The 21,790-nt window shown below is 56.9% G+C and carries 21 protein-coding genes; 13 read left to right on the forward strand and 8 right to left on the reverse strand.

The features are described from left to right. Positions 1 to 95: 95 nt before the first annotated feature. From PH558_RS03950 to PH558_RS03970, 5 genes are read left to right on the forward strand one after another with little or no spacing between them, the layout of a single operon-like run. Positions 96 to 302, forward strand: coding sequence for a hypothetical protein (locus PH558_RS03950; protein ID WP_285202296.1), 207 nt, complete (start codon positions 96 to 98; stop codon positions 300 to 302). Beyond that, positions 299 to 601, forward strand: coding sequence for a hypothetical protein (locus tag PH558_RS03955; protein WP_095435333.1), 303 nt, complete (start codon positions 299 to 301; stop codon positions 599 to 601). The genes PH558_RS03950 and PH558_RS03955 overlap by 4 nt, the downstream gene beginning before the upstream one ends. Further along, a complete protein-coding gene (locus tag PH558_RS03960) occupies positions 598 to 882 on the forward strand; it encodes a hypothetical protein (protein WP_095435332.1) in 285 nt (94 codons plus the stop codon). The genes PH558_RS03955 and PH558_RS03960 overlap by 4 nt, the downstream gene beginning before the upstream one ends. 54 nt (positions 883 to 936) lie before the next feature. After that, positions 937 to 1,353 carry a hypothetical protein gene (locus PH558_RS03965; protein WP_095435331.1) on the forward strand — a complete coding sequence of 139 codons (417 nt, stop codon included), beginning with the start codon at positions 937 to 939 and terminating at the stop codon, positions 1,351 to 1,353. Continuing rightward, on the forward strand, positions 1,325 to 1,993 hold the full coding sequence (locus PH558_RS03970) for a DUF6362 family protein (RefSeq protein ID WP_285202300.1): 669 nt from the start codon (positions 1,325 to 1,327) through the stop codon (positions 1,991 to 1,993). The genes PH558_RS03965 and PH558_RS03970 overlap by 29 nt, the downstream gene beginning before the upstream one ends. Positions 1,994 to 2,024: 31 nt before the next feature. Here PH558_RS03970 and PH558_RS03975 read toward each other — a convergent pair whose 3' ends face one another. After that, on the reverse strand, positions 2,025 to 2,702 hold the full coding sequence (locus PH558_RS03975) for a class I SAM-dependent methyltransferase (protein WP_095435330.1): 678 nt from the start codon (positions 2,700 to 2,702) through the stop codon (positions 2,025 to 2,027). 330 nt (positions 2,703 to 3,032) lie between these two features. Here PH558_RS03975 and PH558_RS03980 point away from each other — a divergent pair, with 330 nt between their 5' ends. Genes PH558_RS03980 through PH558_RS03990 form a run of 3 tightly spaced genes read left to right on the forward strand, consistent with a single transcriptional unit; the run spans position 3,033 to position 5,969 of the window. Continuing rightward, a complete protein-coding gene (locus PH558_RS03980) occupies positions 3,033 to 3,380 on the forward strand; it encodes a hypothetical protein (RefSeq protein WP_095435328.1) in 348 nt (115 codons plus the stop codon). Then, a complete protein-coding gene (terL, locus tag PH558_RS03985; protein WP_285202303.1) occupies positions 3,337 to 4,821 on the forward strand; it encodes a phage terminase large subunit in 1,485 nt (494 codons plus the stop codon). The genes PH558_RS03980 and terL overlap by 44 nt, the downstream gene beginning before the upstream one ends. A 47-nt stretch (positions 4,822 to 4,868) precedes the next feature. After that, positions 4,869 to 5,969, forward strand: a complete 1,101-nt coding sequence (locus PH558_RS03990; RefSeq protein WP_483314117.1) for a DUF1073 domain-containing protein — start codon at positions 4,869 to 4,871, stop codon at positions 5,967 to 5,969. Between the two features lie 316 nt (positions 5,970 to 6,285). Here the strand turns inward: PH558_RS03990 and PH558_RS03995 are convergent, their stop codons facing one another. The 3 genes from PH558_RS03995 to PH558_RS04005 form a co-directional block, all read right to left on the reverse strand. Next, positions 6,286 to 6,492 carry a hypothetical protein gene (locus tag PH558_RS03995; RefSeq protein ID WP_095435327.1) on the reverse strand — a complete coding sequence of 69 codons (207 nt, stop codon included), beginning with the start codon at positions 6,490 to 6,492 and terminating at the stop codon, positions 6,286 to 6,288. Between the two features lie 309 nt (positions 6,493 to 6,801). After that, positions 6,802 to 7,098 carry a hypothetical protein gene (locus PH558_RS04000; RefSeq protein ID WP_069612587.1) on the reverse strand — a complete coding sequence of 99 codons (297 nt, stop codon included), beginning with the start codon at positions 7,096 to 7,098 and terminating at the stop codon, positions 6,802 to 6,804. 131 nt (positions 7,099 to 7,229) lie between these two features. Then, complete coding sequence (locus PH558_RS04005; RefSeq protein WP_483314118.1) at positions 7,230 to 8,198, reverse strand: polysaccharide lyase family 20 protein; 969 nt, start codon at positions 8,196 to 8,198, stop codon at positions 7,230 to 7,232. Between the two features lie 333 nt (positions 8,199 to 8,531). Here PH558_RS04005 and PH558_RS04010 point away from each other — a divergent pair, with 333 nt between their 5' ends. Further along, entirely contained in the window at positions 8,532 to 9,689 is a 1,158-nt protein-coding gene (locus PH558_RS04010) for a GumK N-terminal domain-containing glycosyltransferase (RefSeq protein ID WP_285202307.1), read from the forward strand. Between the two features lie 7 nt (positions 9,690 to 9,696). Here PH558_RS04010 and PH558_RS04015 read toward each other — a convergent pair whose 3' ends face one another. Continuing rightward, positions 9,697 to 11,205, reverse strand: coding sequence for an oligosaccharide flippase family protein (locus PH558_RS04015; protein ID WP_285202310.1), 1,509 nt, complete (start codon positions 11,203 to 11,205; stop codon positions 9,697 to 9,699). 72 nt (positions 11,206 to 11,277) lie between these two features. On the opposite strand from PH558_RS04015, the gene PH558_RS04020 reads away from it, so the two are divergent. Together PH558_RS04020 and PH558_RS04025 are read left to right on the forward strand one after the other, a co-directional pair. After that, complete coding sequence (locus PH558_RS04020) at positions 11,278 to 12,237, forward strand: ATP-grasp fold amidoligase family protein (protein WP_244575207.1); 960 nt, start codon at positions 11,278 to 11,280, stop codon at positions 12,235 to 12,237. A gap of 59 nt (positions 12,238 to 12,296) precedes the next feature. Then, on the forward strand, positions 12,297 to 12,785 hold the full coding sequence (locus PH558_RS04025) for a heme-degrading domain-containing protein (protein WP_095435323.1): 489 nt from the start codon (positions 12,297 to 12,299) through the stop codon (positions 12,783 to 12,785). A gap of 42 nt (positions 12,786 to 12,827) precedes the next feature. Here PH558_RS04025 and PH558_RS04030 read toward each other — a convergent pair whose 3' ends face one another. Continuing rightward, on the reverse strand, positions 12,828 to 14,084 hold the full coding sequence (locus PH558_RS04030) for an AGE family epimerase/isomerase (protein ID WP_285202311.1): 1,257 nt from the start codon (positions 14,082 to 14,084) through the stop codon (positions 12,828 to 12,830). Between the two features lie 267 nt (positions 14,085 to 14,351). Here PH558_RS04030 and metH point away from each other — a divergent pair, with 267 nt between their 5' ends. Continuing rightward, positions 14,352 to 18,128, forward strand: a complete 3,777-nt coding sequence (gene metH, locus PH558_RS04035; RefSeq protein WP_285202312.1) for a methionine synthase — start codon at positions 14,352 to 14,354, stop codon at positions 18,126 to 18,128. A gap of 130 nt (positions 18,129 to 18,258) precedes the next feature. On the opposite strand, the gene PH558_RS04040 is transcribed toward metH, so the two are convergent. Beyond that, positions 18,259 to 19,023, reverse strand: coding sequence for a GntR family transcriptional regulator (locus tag PH558_RS04040; RefSeq protein ID WP_069612582.1), 765 nt, complete (start codon positions 19,021 to 19,023; stop codon positions 18,259 to 18,261). Beyond that, the gene (locus tag PH558_RS04045; protein WP_285202316.1) at positions 19,020 to 19,904 is read right to left on the reverse strand and encodes a glucosamine kinase nucleotide-binding domain-containing protein; all 885 of its coding nucleotides are present in this window, start codon (positions 19,902 to 19,904) and stop codon (positions 19,020 to 19,022) included. The genes PH558_RS04040 and PH558_RS04045 overlap by 4 nt, the downstream gene beginning before the upstream one ends. A 545-nt stretch (positions 19,905 to 20,449) precedes the next feature. On the opposite strand from PH558_RS04045, the gene PH558_RS04050 reads away from it, so the two are divergent. Further along, positions 20,450 to 21,709 (forward strand): ABC transporter substrate-binding protein, encoded by a 1,260-nt coding sequence (locus PH558_RS04050; RefSeq protein ID WP_095435321.1) that lies wholly within the window; start codon positions 20,450 to 20,452, stop codon positions 21,707 to 21,709. Positions 21,710 to 21,790 lie beyond the last annotated feature (81 nt).

A 21,790-nucleotide genomic window follows, 5' to 3' on the forward strand; every position in this document is an offset into this window, starting at 1 on the left:
TTTGTGTCTATCAAGTCGGCAGCGGCATAATCCGCTGCTTGGCTGTCAAACGGGTTAACGCTGCATATGGCAGGCAATGTTTGAGGAAAGTAGGCATGGTCACAGGCAGCAGGAGGAAAGCGGCGGCTTTTCGCGCGGGATATTTCGATCGCTTCTGGGGATGCCCCGGCTGCCTCCGAATTCTTTCGATCGCGGAGATTATCGAACAGCATTGCGAGGATTGTGATGCAGCTGTCGAGCCGATGGAGATAGTGAAGGCGAAGTCCGCAGTGCAAGCAGCCGAGCAGGAGGTGCTGCCATGATCGAAATGCTACAGGGCCTTCTCGCTTGCATCGGCGCGACGTTGTTTTTCGCCGCTATGGTGATCGCGATAAAGTCGGTCATTTGGAAGTCGCCAACGCCATCGCTTGAAGATGACGATTCCGGTGCTCCGGAGGGAGACCAATTTCACTTCCGCATCGTTGAAGATCCATATTCGAGCTCGGGCAGCCGGCACGCTCGGCGAGGCTTCGCGGACGGCAAGCGGGCGCTGAAACGTAAAAATCCAATCGGAAACTCTACAGATAAACCTGGCCAAGCAAGCCGGGGGAGGTTGCTATGAACGAATTTCAAATCGGAACAGAAGCCGTTGCCGGCGGTCATCTCGGCTGGATTCGCAAGGTTCACCGGGCGACAAATGATATTCTCCGCGATAGTCGAGGCGAACCGATCGTTTTTGCGACGCAGGATGCTGCGAAGGCTGCGGCGGGTGAGGCGATGGTCGCCTATCTCAACACGCCCATGCTGCGTGACGGAGCGCGGGTCGAAGCCCTTTCCAAGGCGGAGGCCTTCTTCAAGCCTAAATCGGCCAAAATCGCCGGTGCGGCCGAAGGCGTCATGTGATCTCACAGGAATGGAAGAGGCATCAAATTCACCAACGAAAGGAGTTAAGCTGTCATGACCAAAGGCAGGCTAGACCTTCTTCTCGATGGGCTCGGCATCAAGCTGGTTCCCGTCCATCGGCGCCGCGCACCTGCGGAGAGCCACGCGCGCGGCACGATGCAGGAAATCCGAGGCCGCTACGGCGATGGCCACCTAGTCTTCGTTCTGCGATGCATCCGGCAGACCGGGAGCAATCGCGACGAGCTCTGGTCGGATACGATCGGTGCCGTGTCCGATGTTCTGGCGCAGCGCCAGGATTGGGCGCTGCAGCGTCCAGGCGATCTCTTGGGCGCCTTCGACGATATCGCGCTTGCCACATTGCGCACGGATGCGGTGGCGCGGCGGCCCTGGCCCGTTCGGGCGACGTTGCGAACGCTGATTTATCAGGAATTGGAGAAACGACTTGATACACCGGTCCGCCTTGCAGTTTGACGACCTGTCCCGTCGCGCGGCCGAGATCGCCGACTTGAGCCTGATTATCCGGGCGCGTTTCGTCGAGGCAGCCGATACGATGGTTCATCTCGATGTACGCGGCGTCCGGCCCGACAGGATGCGGACGCTCTGGCCGGAGGTTTTGCCTGAATCGAAGGATCATGCCGATATCCGCATTCGCTATCGCCCGAGCGCTGCGGCAATCAGCCGGGCAGAGGAGGTCTTGCAGGAATGGCTGCGCGTTCATGTCGGGGACGAGGAGCGGCGCATCCTGCTTTCGCAATGGTCCATTTGCCTTGCCGCACCTTATATTGCCGGTTCGTTTCGAGATTTCTGCGCTCGAACCGGACGCGTCCGGCGCACCGCCGAGCGGCGCATTCAGAGCGAATTCCAGACGCTTGCGGCTGTGCTTCTCGCTGCCTCACCGATGCTCCAGGAGCCGGATTGGTCGCGCATAGCGCCGATGATGCCGAATGCGCTGGGCGGGCTCGACCGGGTAAAGCCCAAGGCGCCCAAACATGAAAACCACTGGCTGTCGGATGATGCGCGGCCTGTCTTCGATGCGGCAAGTCCGGAACTTGCCGAACTGGCCAAGCGGCTGGAGCGCGGGAACCGCAGGCGTGCCAGGATGAAAGCCTAAGTCTTCGCAACGATGCGGTCCGAACCCGCAATCATTGTGATGCGCGGATATCTTCGATTGATGACTTGATTAACCCAAGCGCAAAGACGCCGGCTGAGCGAGTCTTTGTGGTGACCTCGCCGAAGTCCGGGACCGTGTATTCTGCCAGGAGCCGGAGACGCGACGTGGGCAGATGAGCCCGCCAAGGATCGCCGATCAGAATCATGATTTCCCGAGCCAGGCAGCGATCCAGAAATGCGATGACACTTTCCGCAAGCGCTGCCTCATAGAAAAGATCTCCGACGCATATGACGTCGACATCAGGCAATTCGCTTATCGTCAAGTCGGCGAATACCGTATCGATCATCACATCATTGAGTGCGGCATTGAGCTCGATAGCGACGATTGCATAGGGATCAACGTCGGCGGCATATACCTTCGCCGCGCCTGCCTTTGCAGCGGCAATCCCGACAATTCCCGAGCCGGCGCCGAGATCTAATACGCGGCGACCCGCCACGCTTTCGGACTCGTCGAGAAGATAACGAGCCAGAACCAGACCTCCTCCCCAGTAATGCGCCCAGTAAGGTGAGCCGAATTGCGGATCTTGTTCTGCGAGGCGCCGCAACCCGCTTTGCGGGCCTGCTTTGTGCAGGTGCATATCGGGGATACCGGGAACGGGCAGGACCGGGAGATTGGCGGCGATGAACCGCCGAACCCAATCTCGGCTCACGGGACCATCGCGATCGTCATCTGGTGTTGATCTGCTCAAGAGTTTCCCTGACTGAATTTAATCGCCAACGGTAAGGGTTGAAAGGGTATGTCGTTCAATTTGTCGGACTGCAGAGTTCTATATTTTCATGAAATTTCAGTAGGTTATTGGTAGTTCCCGTCAAAGTCCTCATTCCTTGCGCGCTGGTCGGCCTTCAAGGGTGTCGCCAACCGCACCGAAATGGGGTATCTATTTTGGCATGATGAGAACAGTTGCAGCGACGCACTGTCGACCGCAAGCGTTGTTTTGAACCGCTTGTTTTCTTTCAAAATCCCATTGGAAATCTGAAGCATGACCAATGCCGACAAGCCGGTCGCGCCGCGCAAACCGCGTGCGCGCCGTCGCAAGGCCGTTTCCGCCGACGACACGCCGCTTGATTACATGTTGAAAGTAATGCGTGACGATGAGGCGGATCAGAAGCGGCGCGATGAAATGGCAAAGATAGCGGCCTCCTATGTTCATCAGAAACCTAGCGAGCGCTCCGGCGCCGGGACCAAAGGAGGTCGCGGCGTCACCATCGACCTAACCAATGCCACGGATGAGCAGCTTGCGATACTCGAATCCCTCTTCGGTCCGCTTGCCGGATCCGGCGACGATGATGGTGGCGATACGGGAGGAGAAGGCGAGGCGAAGAGCTGAGAGCGAGCAAGCCGCGCATGCCAGGCAGCTTGCGATGGACGCGGAGCAAATTCGCGCCAACTGCCAGTCGTTGAGCGGGTTCGTGCGAGAGGCCTGGCACGTCGTCGAGCCTTCCGTTGATTATGTTCATGGCTGGCATATCGATGCCATCTGCCAACATCTTGAAGCAGTAACTTCGGGCGAGATTACCCGGCTGCTGATCAACGTGCCGCCGGGCACGATGAAGTCGCTTCTCTGCGGCGTGTTCTGGCCGGCCTGGGAATGGGGGCCGAAAGGCAAGCCGCAGCTGCGCTATCTCAGCGCCTCCTATTCGGAACATTACGCCAAGCGCGACAACAGGCGCATGCGTGACCTCGTTGCCTCCGAATGGTATCAGGCGCTTTGGGGTGACGTCGTCAAGCTGACGAGAACGGGCGAGATGGCTTTCGCCAATACTCGCACGGGCTCGCGGCAGGGTGTGCCGTTCTCCAGGTTGACGGGCGGCCGCGGCGATCGTGTCATTATCGACGATCCGCATTCCGTCGATGGGGCGGAATCGGAGGCCGAGCGCCTGTCTACGGTCCGCACCTTTCGGGAATCCGTCCCGACGCGGCTCAACGATCCTCAACGCTCGGCGATCGTCGTCGTGATGCAGCGGCTGCATGAGGCGGATGTCTCCGGTATGATCCTCGCGCTTGGGCTCGGTTACGAGCACCTGATGCTGCCGATGGAATTCGAGCCGGAGCGCCGTTGTCGGACCTCGATCGGATTTGTCGATCCGAGAACGGGGGAAGGCGAGCTGCTTTTTCCGCAGCGTTTTCCTCGGGCGGTGGTCGAGCGGGATAAGATCCCACTCGGCTCCTATGCGGTGGCCGGCCAATTTCAGCAGCGGCCTGCGCCTCGCGTGGGCGGTTTATTTCAGCGCGGTGATTTTGAGATCGTCGAGGCGCTGCCTTCAAGTGCAAAGCGTTGTCGTGCCTGGGATTTTGCGGCTTCGAAAGCGCGTCCCGGTCGCAAGCCAGACTGGACCGTTGGCCTGCGCATGGCTTTGGTCGATGGTGTTTTCTATGTCGAAACCGTCGCCCGAGGGCGCTGGTCGCCCGCCGAGGTGGAGCGCAATCTCAAGAACACCGCATCGCAGGACGGACCGACGGTGACGATCCGCATGCCGCAGGATCCTGGTGCGGCCGGCAAGGCTGATGCGGAAACCAAGATCAAGCTGCTCGCGGGCTTTCCTGTAAAAGCCATATCACCAACCGGCGACAAGGCGACGCGCGCCAAACCCGCCTCTGCGCAGGCTGAAGCGGGAAACGTCAAGCTTTTGCGTGGGGACTGGAACGAAGCCTTTCTCGATGAGATATGCGCCTTCCCGAATGGGCAGTTCGACGATCAGGTCGATGCCTTCGCCGATGCTCTGAACGAACTCGCGCTGAGTTCGTCTTTCAGCTTCAGCAACTTCTAGGCTCGCCCCGTGCGGGTCTTTCATCAAACGACATCAAAGGACAATCCATGGGGCAGGTATTCTCGATGGTTCGCGACGGATTGGTGAGCCTTGCATCCCGCATGGGCACCGATCGCGACAAGGCGGCATCGGTTTTCTACACGCAGCCTATCTTGACGGACGAACAGATCATCGCCGCCTATCGCGGCTCCTGGCTGCCGCGCAAGATCATCGACATTCCGGCTCTCGATAGCTGCCGGAAATGGCGAAACTGGCAAGCATCGAGCGATCAGATCGGATTGATCGAAGCGGAGGAACGCCGTCTCAATCTGCGCGGCAAAGTGCTGGAAGCAGCGACGAAAGCGCGTCTCTTCGGTGGCGCCGCTCTCTTTATCGGGTCCGAGGATGGCGATCCGGCACGGCCGGTGGGGATAGAGCGGATCGGAAAGGATGGCCTCAAACATTTGACGGTACTGACGCGCCGCCAATTGACGGCCGGCGATATTGATAGTGATCCAACCTCGGAATGGTATGGCAAGCCTAAATTCTACAGGTTGACCGGTGCCAATGGCATGCAGGTGACCATCCATCCCTCTCGGCTCGTCATCTTCAAAGGTGCGATGACACCGAATGAAGAGTTTGGGGGAATGGGTAATCAGGCTTGGGGCGAAAGCGTGCTCGCCGCGACTTTCGATGCGATCAAGAATGCCGACAGCACCGCGGCCAATATCGCCAGCCTGGTCTTCGAGGCCAAGATCGACATCATCAAGGTTCCGCAGTTCTCTGCCAATATTGGCAATCAGGCCTACGAAGATGCCGTGCTGCGCCGTTACTCGCTCGCCAACACCATCAAGGGGGTCAACGGCACGCTGATCCTCGATGCCGAAGAGGAGTACGAGAGCAAGAGTGCGCAGCTCTCCGGCCTTACGGATATTCTGATGGCCTTCCTGCAGATCGTCGCCGGTGCGGCCGACATTCCGGTCACGCGATTGCTTGGTCAGTCTCCCGCCGGAATGAACGCGACCGGTACGGCCGATATGAAAAAAATTGGTTCAACCTGCTACCGGGACCGACGGAGGTCAATCGGATTCTCGATGCTTTGCACGACAAAGTCGGCCTCAACGGTGATTTCGGCAACTGGGAGCGGGATGGTAAATACGAAGATCTAGCAAAGATCATGGGCCGGGCCGAACTCTGTCATGCAAAGGGGCGTTATTCAGCCACTGGCCTTGATACAGAGGATTATGTCCGCTGCATTAAGCTTTCCAACGTGGCTGGCTATCAAGGTCCTTTCACGCTGATCTACGACTCTACATATTATCAGGATGAATGGTCCGGAATTCTCGAAGAGCGAGACTGTATCGCTAATGTCTTCAAAGAGAATGCTGCATAAAATAGCGGTCACTACCGCCGCGTTTTTCGATATGATTCCTGGAGAAATTGTGCTCAGGGTTTAGGTGCAAAACTGAATGTCCGGGCAAGGCATCAATGAAAATCGTAGTCATGCAATGCGCCAAGCAACCGATCTTGTGTTTGATAGCCGGCATTGTAGAGGTCTATGGCTACATTGGCTGCAGACAGACCTTCCTGACTTTGTAATTTAATACTGCGTTCGGCACACCACGCAAAAAGTGCGCCTGCGAGAACATCGATATCATCGGGGTAAAGCGGCGCATTGACCATCATAGACATTCGCTACACCATTCATTGTTGGAGCTTGGCATCGGGTGGGTGAAGCGAACACTGCTTGGGGTTTGGAAATTTGCAACCGAGTTCATCCCGCGACGTTAACGGCAGCCTGATATGGGACAGACTGCGTGTGCCTTAACGTGACACAGGTCTATTCTTGGGCACATTATTGCCGATTTTGAGGCCCGCTGGGCGGCGCGGCGGGAGGGACGATCTTCACCGCTGTATCGTGTGGTGCAACAAACAAGAGGACGCCGAGCGTAATTGCCAGCGCCACCAAGAGGGACAAAACCAGCCTTGGCCGAGAAGGCATCATTGATGGATTGGATGCGACGCCTTAACCGCGGCCTCAATCAATTCCTCGGCGTATAAAAGTGCCGATGCCGTATCGTCGCCGTCAAGTTTCAAGTCCTTGCATTTGCGATGCATGGCTCTGCGGATCTGGGCCAGCAATGCCGCATCGATATCGACTTCACCTTCGTCGAAGACATGTGTTAGCGCAGACTGAGCGACAATTTCGAGGACCGCAACTCGCCCTTCAATTTCACCTAGGGAGGGTATTGCATTCCTCTTCACATGCTGTTTGCAATCGCGATGGGTAGTAAGCATTTCGATCGCCTCCTTCACGAAAGAAGATAACTATCGAGAAAGGAAAAAGTTCGGCCATTTCTCAAAAAAAGCACACTGTCGGAATGTGGATCGCCATATTGATCTAGAGGCACACATCCTCGGCAGCCTTGTCACTTCATAGGGCAAAGGCTGGGGTCCGATAATACATCGGCGCAGTGGGGTGAACGGCGAAAATCATCATAGTAAAGCGTCCATACTGTTGTATCGGCGGCGCGATAAGGACCAAATTTGAAGTATTGATTCTTTCCTAGTCCGTGATCTGCATGTCCTATATGGCCTGTAACTGTAACAATCCATTTGTTGTTGGCGAATATCTCAATATGTCCCGAGCCGTCGGGGCCGGGTTTGCTGTAAATGGCAAAATCGATCCAGCCTGAGGTCGGTGTTGGCAGCTTGTTTCCACGATTTATTACTTTTATGGCGTCTGTACAGCCTGTAAACTCTTGCCCGTCGGATACGCCCCAGTTGTCGTCGGTGGCCACCAATGCACGCATTTGATTAGTATCGGGACGGAACCAGACCGGCGCTTCGTCATCGCTGCAGGCTTTGCCGTTGCTTTCGGGCTTGTGTTTCTTGATGGGAGCAACGTAGTTGGTTTCAACGGTTGCGAAGAGTTTGCCATTATTGAGCCGTAGTGCGAGGAAGGGGCTGAAATCCCCTTTGGCGTTCGGCCCGATTTCTCGCTTCCATTGCGCGATAAGGTAGCGATGGTCGCCTGAGGGTACGGGATCGGCGAATTTTACGGCAAAACCGTACCAAACCCCCTGGTCGTATGGAACGCGATACTTTGTGCGCTCCCATATTTCGGCTCTCTCGCTGCAGTTTGCTTTACCCGGCGGGCAGAATGGTCTGACGCTCAATTTCAATGCGCCGGTTCCAGAATGCTGGACTTCCGATTGAAATTCGATCGTTCCGGCTTTTTGTTCGAAGTTGTCGCGATAATAAAGATGGCCAGAGGGGGCGAAATCTGTACCGTCGAAACCATCACGCAGCACCATTTGTGAGGGACTATCGGCCAGAACCGGTGTTGCGGCGCAGGTGCAGACCAATATGGCGGGCAGTGCGTACTTTGCATTCATGCTGGACTATTCCTGTGGCGAGACATTCGTAAAGCTTTATCAATGACCTGTTCGCTTCGCCCAGGCAAGCGAGAGCCGCGCCACTTTCAAGACCGGATTGATGACCTTTGGTCAATTCCGATCAATTTCCAGGCGAGATGCAGCCTGTGAATGTGATGATTGATGATACAACTTTAACCGCATGTTAGACGCTTGCGGTTCATATCCCGCGGAATTGGGCTTTGGTTGCGGCTATCAATGCCCCGGACATGACTGTTCGTTGCTGCGACCTCATCGATGTTTGAATGTCGGTCATGACATAAACCGGCTGAGGGTCGCTGTTGGGGACCGCCTTTGGCAAATGGTGAACTAGAGCTGGGCAGCCGAGAGGCGCAGCTACGACAAAAAATTGTGATCTTGACGTCGCATGTGTTTTTGCGCGGCTATCGCAAGGCGTCAATTCACTTCATTGCATCCCGCTGGGCCGAGCAGGGGCATGAAGTCCATTTTCTTACTATCGGCCACAGCTGGCTCACTTTGTTTAAGGATCGCCGGCGCTTTCATGCTTTGTCTCAAGATCAGGCAAACCGGTTTCAGACCATCGCTGCTAATTTGAAAGCCGGCGCATATCTCCCCCCACTACATGCTTTCAGTTCCGGTAACCGCTTTCTCAATGCAGCTAGCCCGGCGCTATTTTGGCTCTATGGCAGCTTTTTTCCGTCCTTTGCGCGCCGTCCCATCGCCGACGCAGATCTGGTGCTCGTTGAGAGCGGCTCCGCTCTGGCTTTTTTGTCCAAGGTCAAGAAACTAAATCCAAGGGCGCGGATTTTGTATTTTTGTCGCGATCTACTGAGGACCATCGGGGCTGCGTCGGCGCTACAGGATATCGAAGTTCGGCATATCGCCCACTTTGATGCGATTTGCGTTCCTTCACAGCGGCTTGGTGCCATGCTCCCCCCTGGCGGGCGTGTACGTACTATCCCGCAAGGCGTTGATGCGGCTCTGTTCGATCGCGAACTGCCATCTCCCTATACCCCCGGTAGCCGCAATGCGATTTCCATCGGCAATATGCTTTTTGATCAAACTTCCGTCGCCGCGATGGCCGCTGCCGCGCCGGATGTGAATTTTCATGTTTTTGGTGCCACATGGAATGGTTGGGCCCGGCCGAATGTCACGATCTACGGCGAAAGGGACTTTGAGAGCATCATCCCTTACGTGCAACATGCTGATTTCGGTATTGCTCCCTATCGCTTGACCGCGGATGAGGTCTATCTCGCGGAATCGAGCCTGAAACTCGCCCAATACAGCTATTGTGGTCTGCCGATCCTGTTACCTGACCTCGTTCCCTTTACCCGCACCAACGGCATCGCCTATCGATTGGATGGCGAGGTCGCTTGGCGAGAAAAGATCGACGCAGCGCTGGCGATGCAGCGTTCGGCGGCTTTCCGCGATGGAATAATGACCTGGGACGAGGTTGCGTGGCAAACTCTGGCTGCCGCGCACGAAGCCTAATAATCGCTCAGCCGGATGCAAGGAAGCTTAGCAATCTGCCAGCGAAAAGAAGTGATACGCTCGGCAATTTTCCACCGACCGTCGTCATCAGAATTTGTACGTCTTCGGGCGTAATCAAGCGTAAGAAACGAATAGCCAGTAGATAGGTGATTGCTCCGGCGGGAATGGCGCTTAAAAGTGCCGGTAGCCCATCGAGACTGTAAATGCCGAGGCTTGCTGCACCCGCACAGAGGGCTGCCGCAAGAAGCGTTTTCGCCAACGCAGTTAAAGGGACTGTGACGCCGACATATTTCCAGGCCATCCAGCCAAGCAACACAAACGTCAATGTCACGGTCATCGCGCGGGCTAGAGCCGCGCCTTCCAGGCCGAGGGATGGCACGAAAGCGATTAGCAAGAGTATCGTTGCTACAGCGCTTGTAATCTGCACGCGTAGCAAAATGGCGCTTCGTCCAGATGCACTGATGATACCCCAAGGGATCACGGACATGCCGGCAAGCCATACGAAGGCTAGCAGCGTGGTTGCAGCCGGCACGGCGGGCTCGAAAGCATCGCCGAAGATCATCGGCAAAAGCTCAGGCATGATGGCTGCGCCACCTATGCTGATCGGCAGCATGACTAGGGAGACTATGCGGATGACGCGCCTGTAAGCTGCATTAAGAGACTGCGGATCGCTTCTTGCATGGGCTTCGGTGAAGTTGACGACTAATGCCGGCGATATCTGGAGCATAATCTGTTCGATGAGGCCGGCCAAACCGAGCCCGGCAGCGAAGTAGCCGATACTGGTGGGAGAAAGAAAGATGCCGAGAAAAAGGAATTCAATGCGGGAGAGGATGAGGATTTCGATGAGATCGCTGAACCAGATGTATCGGCCATAGCGCAACATTTCCGGCGATAGGTTTTTCCGCGAGTGTCTTGTCATGGGGTGGACATAGTCGCGCAATTTCAAGGCTTGCGGAAGGTAGCGGGCGATATAGCCGATTAAAGCTCCCGTCGGGCCTAGCAACCAGGCTCCGATGAATACAAGTGGGACCTGCATAGCACCGCCGAGCAGGGTAGTGCGGGCGGTCTGCCCGAACCGGTTTCTTCCGCGTGCCACGGCTGTGGAAAATACGTAGAACGCATAACTGAGAAAGAGGAGTCCGGTGACCAGCCAGAAGCACGCATGCCATGCATCGCGATAAGCATAGGTGATCGCGGCAAAGAGAAGAATGCCCGCACTGACCATGCTGACCGATATAAGGAAACTGCGGAGCGCAGTGCCGACCAGCGCCTTCCATGCATCACCATCGCCCGCGTGACCGCCCGCATTGCGCAGCAGGGTCTGAGGCAGGCCCATGTCGGCCAATGCTGCAGCTGACGTTGCAATCCATAATGCGTAGGCGACGTTGCCAGACCCCGCAGGACCGAGCAGGCGGGCTGCGATGATGCTGCTCGCAAAGCCCGCGGCAAGCGAGATGGACGTCGCCGCCAAGCTAATTAACGAGCTTTTCAGGAGATTGGGTACGAACGCGCTCATGGCTATCTATCTTGAAGGCTTACGCATAACCTTGTGTTAAAGGGCGGCTGATAGTTTTTACTTGCTTTCTAGTTGAAATTCGAGACCGTCACCATGATAGATCGAGCCGCCGATCAAGATGGATTTCTCATCCCGGGATATCTGCAGAAAGGATTGCGCGAGCGCGCGCATAACCTTCTCTGGCGGCTCATGTCGCCTTTGCCCGATAAGCCCTATTGCGCACTTAAATATCGCGCCATTCGCGGCAAATTCCCTAATTTGTCATCCCCTCAAACCTTTACCGAGAAGATACAGGCGCGCAAATTATACGATCGCAACCCTCTCTTTCCGCGTCTCGTAGACAAGGCCGATGCAAAAGGGTTGATTGGAGAAAGGGTTGGCAGTCAATATGTTATCCCGACGCTTTGGGTTGGCAACGATCTAGCCTCCGTGGATTGGTCAGGGATTTCATTGCCGGCCGTTGTGAAGCCAACCCATGCGAGCGGTGTGGGGCGATTTCTCTACGGTGAAGCCGACGTCGATCGTCTCCTCAAGAACGATCCGTCCGGTGAGTGGCTGGCAATCAATCATGCCCGTTACAATAGAGAGTGGGCTTATAGCCAATTGAAGCCTTGTATTCTTATTGAAAGCATGCTGCTCGTTGATGGGCGAGTTCCGTGGGACTATCGGCTCTTCACGTTTGGCGGGAAGGTCTCCCATATCGAGATCGACATACGCGAAAATGGTCGAGGCTATTCGTGCAACTACACTCCCGATTGGCAGAAGCTGCCGTTCTATGACCGGGATTATCTCGGTCTCTATCCAGGCGAAGTAGCCCGCCCGTCGCGGCTGGAGGAGATGATTCACGTCGCTGAAACGGTCGCTCGCGATATCGACTTCGTTCGTGTCGATCTCTATGCGTCGGCAGAGTGGGTCCGTGTCGGGGAGCTGACCTTTTATCCAGGCGGAGGTTTCGAGGCATTCGAGCCGGATGAATATGACTTCTCAATCGGTCAGAAGTGGCAGCTTGGCTTCGAAATACCGAAGAGATAGGTGGACAAATCATTCCCTGCGCGTTTGATAGGCCGATCTATTTTTAAAGAAGGTTTTCCATGACGATCGACCAGGACCTTGCTCGTATCGAGCTGCAGGAGGAAACGCTGCGTTTCGATGCTTTTGACCTTTCGACCGCTTGGGTGCTCGGCAAGCTGTTGCGCGATCTTGCCGGCGAGCGCAACATGGGTGTTGCTATCGATATCACGCTTCATTCCATGCCGGTTTTCTACATAGCCTTGCCCGGTTCGACGCCCGACAATTCCAACTGGATCCGTCGGAAGCGCAACATGGTGCTGCGTTATTTTCGAAGCAGCTATGCCAGCACGTTGCGGCTGCAGCAGCAGGGTAAGACGATCGAGGACAACGGGCTTTCAAGCACCGAATATGCCGCGTCTGGTGGCAGCTTTCCGATCTTCGTCAATGGCACGGGCTGCATCGGCGCCGTCACCGTTTCTGGGCTGCCGCAGCGCGAAGACCACAATCTCGTTGTCGAAGCCTTGGCTCTCACCCTCGGCCACGAGCTTCACAATCTCAGCCTCACATAGAGCAACGAGGCGGCGCACTTCGATTGGGCGCCGCCGCCGCTTTCAGATCTTGCCACCAGCCTCGGCGATGACTTTGGTCAAGCTTCCGGTTGCCGGGAAGAGGGGGATGAGGCATGCCTGCAGGGCGTGATAGATATCGCCCTTGCCCGGGAACAGCGTGTGAGTGGGAACGAGATCTTCCGTCAGTTCCTCATGCCAGCCGCCATTGGCACGATCGATAAAGGCCTGGCTGATTACGCTCCAGATCTTGCGGTAGCTTTCTTCGTGGAAATCGCTCGGGACGTGTTCATTCAGATAGTGAGCCGCACCGGCACCCTCGCACGCAGGCCACCAAAGCTTGTTGCGCTTTGCAGGTACATCTTCCCAGTCGAGCGTATAGAAGAATCCATTCTTCTTGTTGTCCCAGCCGAGTGACATGGACTGAGAGAAGAGCCCCTTGGCTGCTTCCGGCATCCAGTCATGACGCTTTTCCCCCAGCGCCCAGAGTTGCAGGATGAGACGCGCCCATTCCAGCCAATGCCCTGGTGTCGTTCCCGATGGACGGAACATCTCGTTGCCGCGGTAATTCTTGTCAAGCACCCAATCGGCGTTGAAATGTTCGGCAACGCGCCAGCCGACGGATCCAGCCGAACGGCGGATGACGAGATCGGCGATGCTTTCGGCTTTTTCGAGATATGTCTTGTCGCCGGTCGCTTCGAATGCGGCCATCAGGGCTTCCGTCAGGTGCATGTTGGAGTTCTGGCCGCGATAGGTGCCTCCGTCAATCAACGACCAATCCCGATTGAATTCCTCGGCAATCGCCCCGTGCTTCGCTTCCCAGAACTTAGTATTCAGAATTTCCGTGACATCTGCCAACATGCCATCGGCCAGTGGATGGCCGATCGTCTTTGCGGATGAGGCAGCAAGCAGCACGAAAGCGTGGCCATAGCCCTGCTTGCTGGAATCGACGGGGCCGTCATTGTTCAGCGACCAAAAGTAGCCGCCATGCTCCGTGTCGCGATGGTGATTCCATAGATAGTTCATGCCGTGGTCGACAATTTCGTTTGCGCCGGGACGACCGAGCAACGACCCGATCGAGAAGCAGTGCACCATGCGGGCGGTCGAGTGAATGCCGCGCACGGGATTTGCCTTATCCAACGGCTTGCCGGCATCGTCCATGTCGTAGAAGCCGCCTTTGGGATTGACGGCGCGGTACTGGAAGAAATCGAAAAGCGCGTCCGCTTGACCAAGCAGCCAGTGCCGATGGTAGGCGCGCGTGCTCCAGTTTCCGAGCGCTGCGGGTTCAACCTGTATGTTCATGCCGTCCTCCATGGATTCTTTTCCTGACGCCGTATAGCGCCGCTCGAAAGCGCTGTCATGGCGTTATGGATGAAACTGTGTCGTCGGCACTGCGTTGTCCATGGTCGGATCGGCAATTAGCGCAGGTACGGTTATTTTCCTGAAACGGCCGAGAGGATGGAAGCATCGTCCTTGCTATCGAGCGGTTAAACGCATAGATATGTTGACATAAAGATATCTTTATGTGATCTGAGTGCGGAGTCGCAATCAGGCCAGAGGAGTTCGCTTATGTTTGACAATCTTTTTGGTTCGGGAACGGCGAAGCGCGACGGTAGCGAGGTGTTTGAGGCCTTGCGAAAGGCTGCAAGTGAGCGAATCCTCGTGCTTGATGGCGCCATGGGCACGCAGATTCAAGGCCTTGGCTTTAACGAAGATCAGTTTCGCGGTCATCGTTTCGTCGGCTGTGCCTGCCACCAGAAGGGCAACAACGACCTTCTCATTTTGACCCAGCCCGGTGCGATTGAAGAGATACATTATCGCTACGCCAAGGCGGGCGCCGATATTCTGGAGACCAACACCTTCTCGTCCACCAGCATCGCGCAGGCGGACTACCAGATGGAAGGTGCGGTCTACGACCTCAACAAGGAGGGCGCGGAAATCGTGCGCCGGGCGGCGATACGCGCCGAGCGTGAGGATGGCAAGCGGCGTTTCGTTGCGGGCGCTATCGGTCCAACCAATCGGACCGCCTCCATCTCTCCCGATGTCAACAATCCTGGCTATCGTGCCGTCACCTTTGACGATTTGCGTCTTGCCTATGGCGAGCAGATCGATGGCCTGATCGATGGTGGCGCCGATATCATTCTGATCGAGACGATTTTCGATACGCTGAACGCAAAGGCGGCGATCTTTGCCTGCGAAGAGCGTTTCGAGGCCAAGGGCATTCGTTTGCCCGTCATGATTTCGGGCACCATCACCGATCTTTCCGGGCGCACGCTGTCCGGTCAAACGCCGTCGGCCTTCTGGAATTCCGTGCGCCACGCCAGCCCCTTCACGATCGGCCTCAATTGTGCGCTTGGAGCCAACGCCATGCGGCCGCATCTGCAGGAGCTTTCCGCGACCGCGGACACCTTCATTTGCGCCTATCCTAATGCCGGATTGCCGAACGAATTCGGTCAATATGACGAGACGCCCGAGATGATGGCTGCTCAGGTCGAGGAGTTCGCCCGCGAAGGTCTGGTCAATATCGTTGGTGGGTGCTGTGGCTCCACGCCCGAGCATATTGCGGCGATCGCTCAGGCGGTTTCGAAATATCCGCCGCGCCAGCTTGCCGAACATCGACCGTTCATGTCGCTTTCCGGTCTCGAGCCATTCGAGCTGACCAAGGATATTCCGTTCGTCAATGTCGGGGAGCGTACTAATGTCACCGGTTCGGCGAAATTCCGTAAGCTGATCACCAATGCCGATTATACGGCGGCGCTTGGCGTTGCTCGTGACCAGGTCGAGAATGGTGCGCAGGTCATCGACATCAACATGGACGAGGGCCTGATCGATTCCGAAAAGGCGATGGTAGAGTTTCTCAACCTCATCGCCGCCGAACCGGATATTGCCCGTGTTCCGGTCATGATCGACAGTTCGAAGTTCTCGATTATCGAGGCTGGCCTGAAGTGCGTTCAGGGCAAGCCGATCGTCAATTCGATCTCGCTGAAGGAAGGCGAGGAGAATTTCCTCAAGCAAGCCCGGTTGATGCGCATGTACGGCGCGGCGGTCGTCGTCATGGCCTTCGATGAGACGGGTCAGGCGGATAGCTACGAGCGCAAGGTCGAGATCTGCTCGCGTGCCTACAAGCTGCTGACGGAAGTGGCGGGCTTGCCGCCGGAAGATATCATCTTCGATCCGAATATCTTCGCCGTTGCGACGGGTATCGAAGAACATAACAATTACGGTGTCGATTTCATAGAGGCGACGAGGACGATCCGCCAGACGATGCCGCTCGTTCATATTTCTGGCGGTGTCTCAAACCTGTCCTTCTCGTTCCGCGGCAACGAACCCGTCCGAGAGGCCATGCATGCCGTATTCCTCTACCACGCCATACAGGCGGGCATGGACATGGGCATCGTCAATGCCGGGCAGCTCGCCGTCTACGACAATATCGACCCAGAATTGCGGGAAGCCTGCGAGGACGTCGTGCTCAACCGCCGTCCGGACAGCACAGAGCGCCTGCTTGAGATTGCCGAACGCTTCCGCGGTTCCGGCAGCAAGGAGGCCAAGGCACAGGATCTTTCCTGGCGCGAATGGCCGGTGGAGAAGCGGCTCGAACATGCGTTGGTCAACGGCATTACCGAATATATCGAGGCCGACACCGAGGAAGCGCGCCAGGCTGCTGAACGCCCGTTGCATGTCATCGAAGGCCCGCTAATGGCCGGTATGAATGTCGTCGGCGATCTCTTCGGTTCGGGCAAGATGTTCCTGCCGCAGGTGGTGAAATCCGCCCGCGTGATGAAGCAGGCCGTTGCCGTGCTGCTTCCCTACATGGAGGCCGAGAAGCTTGCCAATGGTGGCGATGGAGAGCGGAAGTCGGCCGGCAAGGTGCTGATGGCGACCGTCAAGGGCGACGTCCACGACATCGGCAAGAATATCGTCGGGGTCGTGCTCGCCTGCAACAATTATGAGATTATCGATCTTGGCGTCATGGTGCCGGCGACGAAGATCCTCGAAACTGCGATCGCAGAGAAGGTCGATATTATCGGTCTGTCAGGGCTGATCACGCCGTCTCTGGACGAAATGGTGCATGTCGCTTCCGAGATGGAGCGGCAGGGCTTCGATATACCATTGCTGATCGGTGGCGCTACGACCAGCCGGGTCCATACCGCGGTGAAAATCCATCCGAGCTATCACCGGGGGCAAACCGTCTATGTTACGGATGCGAGCCGCGCCGTTGGCGTAGTATCTGCGCTGCTATCGCCGGATGCGCGGCAGGGCTATATCGATACCGTTCGGGCTGAGTATTCCAAGGCCGCAGCCGCCCACGCGCGCAGCGAGGCCGAGAAGGTGCGCCTGCCGATCGCAAGGGCGCGCGAGAATGCCGAGAAGGTGGATTGGTCGAGCTATAAGCCCGTCAGGCCGCAGTTCTTCGGAACCAAGGTGTTCGAAAGCTACGATCTTGCCGAACTGGCGAAATATATCGACTGGACCCCGTTCTTCCAGACTTGGGAGCTCAAGGGGCGTTTTCCGGCAATTCTCGAAGACGAGAAGCAAGGGGAGGCCGCACGACAGCTTTACAGCGATGCGCAGGCGATGCTGGAAAAGATCATCGCGGAAAACTGGTTCCGCCCACGCGCCGTCATCGGTTTCTGGCCGGCGGGCGCAGTCGGCGACGATATCAGGCTGTTCACCGACGAAAGCCGTAAAGAGGAGCTTGCAACCTTCTATACGCTGCGGCAGCAGCTGTCGAAGCGGGACGGTCGTCCGAATGTCGCGTTGTCGGATTTCGTCGCGCCGGTTTCCAGCGGTGTCGGTGATTATGTCGGCGGCTTCGTTGTTACGGCCGGTATTGAGGAAGTGGCCATCGCCGAGCGCTTCGAGCGCGCCAACGACGATTACTCGTCGATCCTCGTCAAGGCACTGGCCGACCGCTTTGCCGAAGCCTTCGCCGAGCGGATGCATGAGCGGGTGCGTCGAGAGTTCTGGGGCTATGCCGCGGATGAGAATTTCACGAGCGAGGAGCTCGTTCTCGAAGCCTATGCGGGTATCCGTCCAGCACCGGGCTATCCGGCGCAGCCTGACCATACCGAGAAGGATACGCTTTTCCGCCTTCTGGATGCCGAAGCGGCAACGGGCGTAAAGCTCACAGAAAGCTATGCGATGTGGCCGGGTTCTTCCGTCTCGGGCATTTATATCGCTCACCCGTCTTCCTACTATTTCGGTGTCGCCAAGATCGAGCGCGATCAGGTCGAGGACTACGCTGCCCGCAAGGCCATGCCCGTGGGTGAGGTGGAGCGCTGGTTGGGTCCGGTTCTCAATTATGTGCCGGAGAAGCGGGAGGCCGCGGTCGACGACGCAGCCTGATCGCGAGTCATGTCAAAGACTTGCAGTGTTTAGCTTAGAATTTGATTCTATATAAAAGCGCCACCTCAGCCATTCGGTTGGGGTGGCGCTTTTTTTGATTCTGGGATTTTTACGGTCTTGCAGACGTAAGCTAATTCGCGCCAATCGTCAGTTCCGCGACGAAATCATAGGCGTCGCCGCGATAGAGCGACCGGGTGAATTCGACTGCCCGACCGGAGCCGAGATAGGAGATGCGCTCGATCGAAAGGCCGGCCGCGCCGACGGGAACGCCGAGCAAGCCCGCATCGGCCTCTTTCATGTTGGTCGCGGATATGCGCTGCACCGCACGAACAGGGCGCACCTGACGCTTTTCCAGTTCTGCGTAGAGCGATGTGGTCACAACAGACGGATCCGGCAGGAATTCGCCGGAGACACTGGCATGCTCGATCGCCAGTGGCTGATCGTCGGCAATGCGGAGACGGCTCAGCCGCGATACCTTGGTGTCGGCGGCAAGACCGAGGATCATCATCTCATCCGGGGAGGGCGTGTGGATACCCTTATGCAGCCATTCGGAGCGAGCTGTCATGCCGCGCCGCGCCATGTCCTCGGTAAAGGATGTCAGCTGCGACAGCCGCTGCTCCACCTTTGAAACGGGTTTTGCGACGAATGTACCCGAGCCGTGGCGGCGGACGAGTATGCCTTCGGCGACGAGGTCGTCGATTGCCTTGCGGACAGTGACGCGGCTGACCGCAGCAAATTCGGCAATGTCACGTTCTGGCGGCAGTGCATCCCCATGCTTCAGCCTCCCGACCTTCACTGCCTCCTCGAGCGTGCGGCGCAGCTTGACGTAGAGCGGGCCTGTGCCGCCCACGGAAAGGCGCTCCGGCGAGAAGATTGCACTCAAATCTTCGGTCATGCCCTGTTTTCCTCTCCGCCCCGCAGCAATTTTGCTGCCAGTTCCACGGCGCCGCGCAAGACATCGCCCTTGGGTTCGGTGAGAATCGCCTTGTGACGTTCGTCGAGCCAGGGACGATAGGCCTGAGCGACGCCGCCGAGAAGGCAGATCGAAGGGCATTCCGGCCAAAGCAGCGCGTCCAGGCTTTCGGTTATCGATTTCGCCGCAGTTCTCACGATGTTGATGGCGACCGCATCCTCCATTCCGGCATATTCGAAGATAACAGGCGCATAGCGGGCAAAATCCTTGGGCTTGGAGGCGTGCGCAAATTCGACGATCCGTTCGGGATCATTGCCGTATTCGGCCATGATCGATGCCGTCAGCGCTGAGCCGGGTGTCACCCCGTCATGAGCCAGAAGCGCTTTTTCGAGCAGATCGCGGCCGAGGCGTGCGCCGCTTGCCTGATCGCCGACGACAAATCCCCAGCCGCCGATGCCCCAGCTTTTGCCGCCGCGGCGGGCATTATAGACAGAGCCGGTACCGAAGGCGCCGATAACGCCATCGGCGTCGCCAAGCGCGCCTTGAAGGGCGATGGTTGCATCGGTGACGACACGCGTGCTGGCAAAGGGCAAGGCGCCTTCGACCTGTTTACCATAATTGCCGACATTGGCCCCGGCGGTTCCGATAACGGCTGGCAATTCCCGCAGCAGTTCGGGGGCGAGGTTCGCATCGATCAAGGCCTGCTTTGCCGAGGCGACGATATGAATCAGCGAGTTTTCCAGATCTGAGAGGATGTTCGCCGCGCCAGCCTTGCCGGTGCCAAGCACCTGTCCCGTAGCGTCTATGACAGCCGCTCTGCAACTCGTGCCACCGCCATCGATACCAATTGCAAACTGCCCCATCATGCCTCCGGATGCCGCCTGTTCCTCGTTTTTCCATACAATACCAAAAAAATACCATTTACCAATAGGTAAGGCGGGCATTTTTGATTGTTTTTATCTTATTGAATTATTTATATAAATTAACGAGTTTCAATCTTTTTGTATCCGAAAGTTAAATTCGGCTGGACAATTGGTATTTTTTTGGACTTAATTCGGCCCAAGGGAACAGTGCGGACGGACATCGGTAAAGCCGGCAGAAAAACAATAGCCGGTAAGTGAGGCGGAAGGGTGCACATCTCGTCGTTGCGCCAGGCCGCTGGGGATCAGGAGGATCCCGTTTCGACGTTCGTCATAATTTTCCCGCGTGGTTCTTGCTGTGTCTCTGTCTGGTGGCGGCGACGGCAATTGATTGGGCCGATTGGGCGCAAAGCCTCTGAAGCCTTTTGCATGGAGGGGTCGGCAATATTGGCGGTCCCTATGGAGCGCTGCCCGTTTCCTCGGATCGGCCAGCGGATTTTCAGATCGAGAACAGCGCCTTGCTATGGTGCGGAAAACAGGAGAGGGAAATGAAAACCAATGTTCTGAAAGGCTTGCTTCTTGCATCGAGCCTGCTGACGTCTGTCAGCCTGGCGCATGCGGCCGATGTGACGCTGACGGTTGAAAGCTGGCGTAACGACGACCTGCAGATCTGGCAGGAAAAGATCATCCCGGCTTTCGAAGCGAAGAACCCGGGGATCAAGATCGTCTTCTCGCCGACGGCTCCAACCGAATACAACGCATCGCTGAACGCCAAGCTCGATGCCGGTTCCGCGGGCGATATCATCACCTGCCGTCCGTTCGACGCCTCGCTCGATCTCTTCAACAAGAAGCATCTTGCCGATCTGACCAAGCTGAAGGGCATGGAAAACTTCTCGGCTGTCGCCAAGGCTGCTTGGTCGACCGATGATGGCAAGTCGACCTTCTGCGTGCCGATGGCTTCGGTCATCCACGGCTTCATCTACAACAAGGACGCTTTCGACAAGCTCGGCCTGAAGGTGCCGACGACGCGGGACGAGTTCTTCGCTGTTCTTGACAAGATCAAGGCTGACGGCACCTACATTCCGATGGCGATGGGCACGAAGGACCTCTGGGAAGCCGCAACCATGGGCTACCAGAACATCGGCCCGAACTACTGGAAAGGTGAGGAAGGCCGCAAGGCTTTGATCGCTGGCAAAGAAAAGCTGACGGACGCTCCGTGGGTCGATCCCTACAAGGAACTGGCCAAATGGAAGCCCTACCTCGGTGATGGCTTCGAAGCGCAGGGCTATGCCGACAGCCAGAACCTCTTCACGCTCGGCAAGGCTGCGATTTATCCGGCCGGCTCCTGGGAAATTGCTCTCTTCAACACGCAGGCGCAATTCAAGATGGGCGCCTTCCCGCCGCCGGTCGCAAAGGCTGGCGACACCGCCTACATCTCCGACCATCCGGATATCGGTGTCGGCCTGAATACGAAGAGCAAGCACCAGGAAGAAGCCAAGAAGTTCCTCGACTGGGTCGCTTCCGACGAGTTTGCAACCATCTATGCCAACTCGCTGCCGGGCTTCTTCAGCCTGAACTCGCATCCGGTGAAGATGAGCGATGCGCTCGCCCAGGAATTCGTTTCCTGGCGTGACAATCACAAGTCGACCGTTCGTTCCACCTATCAGATCCTGTCGCGCGGCACGCCGAACCTGGAAAATGAGACATGGACCGAATCCGCAAACGTGATCAACGGCACGGATACTCCGGAACAGGCTGCCGCGAAACTCCAGAAGGGCCTCGACAGCTGGTACAAGCCGGGCAAGTAAGTATTGCATGACGCGGGCGAGGGGCCTTCCAGGCTCCTCGCCCTTTTCATTATCTTGAGTAATTGGATTGGCGATCATCTC

This window comes from Rhizobium pantanalense, from assembly GCF_030182525.1.
Taxonomy (GTDB): domain Bacteria; phylum Pseudomonadota; class Alphaproteobacteria; order Rhizobiales; family Rhizobiaceae; genus Rhizobium.

Bases quoted from the DNA above. Each gene is read 5' to 3' on its own strand.
- PH558_RS03990 (WP_483314117.1), top strand. From the start codon at position 4,869: ATGGGGCAGGTATTCTCGATGGTTCGCGACGGATTGGTGAGCCTTGCA.
- PH558_RS04050 (WP_095435321.1), top strand. From the start codon at position 20,450: ATGAAAACCAATGTTCTGAAAGGCTTGCTTCTTGCATCGAGCCTGCTG.
- PH558_RS03995 (WP_095435327.1), bottom strand. From the start codon at position 6,492: ATGTCTATGATGGTCAATGCGCCGCTTTACCCCGATGATATCGATGTT.
- PH558_RS04005 (WP_483314118.1), bottom strand. From the start codon at position 8,198: ATGAATGCAAAGTACGCACTGCCCGCCATATTGGTCTGCACCTGCGCC.
- PH558_RS03965 (WP_095435331.1), top strand. From the start codon at position 937: ATGACCAAAGGCAGGCTAGACCTTCTTCTCGATGGGCTCGGCATCAAG.
- PH558_RS04030 (WP_285202311.1), bottom strand. From the start codon at position 14,084: ATGAACATACAGGTTGAACCCGCAGCGCTCGGAAACTGGAGCACGCGC.
- PH558_RS04025 (WP_095435323.1), top strand. From the start codon at position 12,297: ATGACGATCGACCAGGACCTTGCTCGTATCGAGCTGCAGGAGGAAACG.
- PH558_RS04000 (WP_069612587.1), bottom strand. From the start codon at position 7,098: ATGCTTACTACCCATCGCGATTGCAAACAGCATGTGAAGAGGAATGCA.
- PH558_RS04045 (WP_285202316.1), bottom strand. From the start codon at position 19,904: ATGGGGCAGTTTGCAATTGGTATCGATGGCGGTGGCACGAGTTGCAGA.
- PH558_RS03960 (WP_095435332.1), top strand. From the start codon at position 598: ATGAACGAATTTCAAATCGGAACAGAAGCCGTTGCCGGCGGTCATCTC.
- PH558_RS04040 (WP_069612582.1), bottom strand. From the start codon at position 19,023: ATGACCGAAGATTTGAGTGCAATCTTCTCGCCGGAGCGCCTTTCCGTG.
- PH558_RS03955 (WP_095435333.1), top strand. From the start codon at position 299: ATGATCGAAATGCTACAGGGCCTTCTCGCTTGCATCGGCGCGACGTTG.
- PH558_RS04015 (WP_285202310.1), bottom strand. From the start codon at position 11,205: ATGAGCGCGTTCGTACCCAATCTCCTGAAAAGCTCGTTAATTAGCTTG.
- terL (WP_285202303.1), top strand. From the start codon at position 3,337: ATGATGGTGGCGATACGGGAGGAGAAGGCGAGGCGAAGAGCTGAGAGC.
- PH558_RS03950 (WP_285202296.1), top strand. From the start codon at position 96: ATGGTCACAGGCAGCAGGAGGAAAGCGGCGGCTTTTCGCGCGGGATAT.
- metH (WP_285202312.1), top strand. From the start codon at position 14,352: ATGTTTGACAATCTTTTTGGTTCGGGAACGGCGAAGCGCGACGGTAGC.
- PH558_RS03980 (WP_095435328.1), top strand. From the start codon at position 3,033: ATGACCAATGCCGACAAGCCGGTCGCGCCGCGCAAACCGCGTGCGCGC.